Genomic DNA, 1,917 nt, shown 5'->3' with positions numbered 1-1,917 from the left:
GGAACACCCCCCGCCCCTACATCGACCTCCCTAACCTGGGATGTATAACGTGTAGGATGGCCACCGGTATCGGCCTTGTGGTACCTTTGCCCCATCACCCATTTACCGAGTTAATCCTTCGCCGTGCGTCCTACTGTTGAGAAAATTGCTGCCCTCACCGGCCACCGCGACTGTGTGTATGCCCTCACCGGCACGGTGGGGGAGGACGTGGTGTATTCGGCCGGGCCCGATGGGCTGGTGGTGGCCTGGAACACGGCCGCGCCCGAGCAGGATGGCGAGCTGGTGGCGAAGGTGGAAAACTCGGTGTACGCGCTGTGCCGGCTGCCCGAGCGCGATTTGCTGGTATTGGGTCACAATTTCCAGGGCGTACAGGTGATTGATTTGGCTGACAAGAAGCTGGTTTTCGCCACCGCGCTGCCACCCGTCGCCATCTTCGATATCTGTTATTCGGAAGCCCGGCAGCGCCTGTACGTGGCCCTTGCCGATGGCACGCTGGCGGTGTTGCGCACCACCGATTTCCGCCTCGAAACCCTGCACCGGCTCTCCGACAAAAGCCTGCGCTGCCTGGCCCTGCACGAGGGCCGCGGCGAGCTGGCCGTAGGCGGCTCCGACTGGCAGGTGCACATTCTCGATGCCGACTCGCTGGCTACCAGGCATACTATTGCCGAGGCCACCAACTCGGTGTTCACCTGCGCCTACTCGCCCGATGGCCGTCAGCTGCTCGCGGCCGGCCGCGACGCCCACCTGCGCACCTACGATGTGGCCGCTGGCTACGTGCCCCTGCGCACCGTGGTAGCCCACATGTTCACCATCAACCACCTCAGCTTCTCGCCTGATGCCCGCCTGCTGGCCACCTGCAGCATGGACAAGAGCATCAAGCTCTGGGACGCCGCCACCGGACAGTTGCTGCGCGTGGTCGACAAGGCCCGCCACGCCGGCCACGGCACCTCTGTAAACAAGTTATTTTGGCCGGGGAGCCAGAATAGGCTAGTTTCGTGTAGCGACGACCGTAGTCTGGCGGTCTGGCAGGTAAGTTCTTAGTGAGCTGTTAGCTGAAAGCTATTGGCTGTTAGCTTTCGTGCTGGAGTTTGTTAGGCCTGATAAAAGCGTGTCGTCCCTCAAAAGCTACTAGCTATCAGCTAATAGCCAACAGCTCAAAGCCAACAGCTCAAAATGAAAATTACCGCCCTCGATATCCGGCAGCAAACCTTTGGAAAAGCTCTTCGTGGGCTGGATAAGGACGAAGTGCAGGCCTTTTTGCAAACCGTTTCGCAGCAGTGGGAGCGGATGGGCGACGAAAACCGGGAGCTGCGCCTCAAGCTGGAGCACGCCACCCAGGACGTGAGCAAGATGCGCGAGGTGGAAACCAGCCTTTACCGCACCCTCAAAACGGCCGAAGACACCAGCAACAGCATTACCGAGCAGGCTCAGCGCGATGCCGACCTGCGCATTCGGGAGGCCCAGCTGCAGGCCGAAGAGTTGCTGGCCGCCGCCCGCCAGAAGGCCCGCAGCGTGGTGGAGGACGCCTACCAGCAGGCCGAGCGCACGGTGGCCGATATGAAAAAGGAGGCCAATGCCCTGGGCCAGGAGTGCCAGCGCCTCGAAAACCTGTTCGACGGCCTCACGCGCGACCTGCACCATTTAGCCTCCGACGCGCTGGATAAAGTGGAAAAAGCCCGCGCCCGACCCAAATCCGGCGCGGCGGCCATCCTTTCGCGGGCGGCCAGCGTAAAAGTAAACCGGCCCCCCGCGGCCGACGAACCTTCCACGCCTGATACTCCCGCTATGCACGTTTCCACCGCCGCCACCGCTTCGGCCGCCGCTATTGCCGCGCCGGCCGCGGCCCGTTTCGAACCCGCTACTGCCGCCGCGCCGGCCGAAAGCCGCGCCGCCCAGCCCACCACCGGCTACAACCCC

At 62.9% G+C, this 1,917-nt stretch carries 2 protein-coding genes; both read left to right on the top strand.

The features are described 5' to 3' along the window. Positions 1-123: 123 nt before the first annotated feature. A complete protein-coding gene (locus HW556_RS18980) occupies positions 124-1,041 on the top strand; it encodes a WD40 repeat domain-containing protein (RefSeq protein WP_176901547.1) in 918 nt (305 codons plus the stop codon). A 132-nt stretch (positions 1,042-1,173) separates the two neighbouring features. Next, a partial coding sequence (locus tag HW556_RS18250; protein ID WP_176901546.1) for a DivIVA domain-containing protein occupies positions 1,174-1,917 on the top strand: 744 nt, incomplete at its 3' end.

This window comes from Hymenobacter terrestris (genome assembly GCF_013377905.1).
In the GTDB taxonomy this organism is placed as follows: Bacteria; Bacteroidota; Bacteroidia; order Cytophagales; family Hymenobacteraceae; genus Hymenobacter; species Hymenobacter terrestris.
Note: the sequence above shows the minus strand (reverse complement) of the source record. Positions and strands in the feature narration are given on the sequence as shown.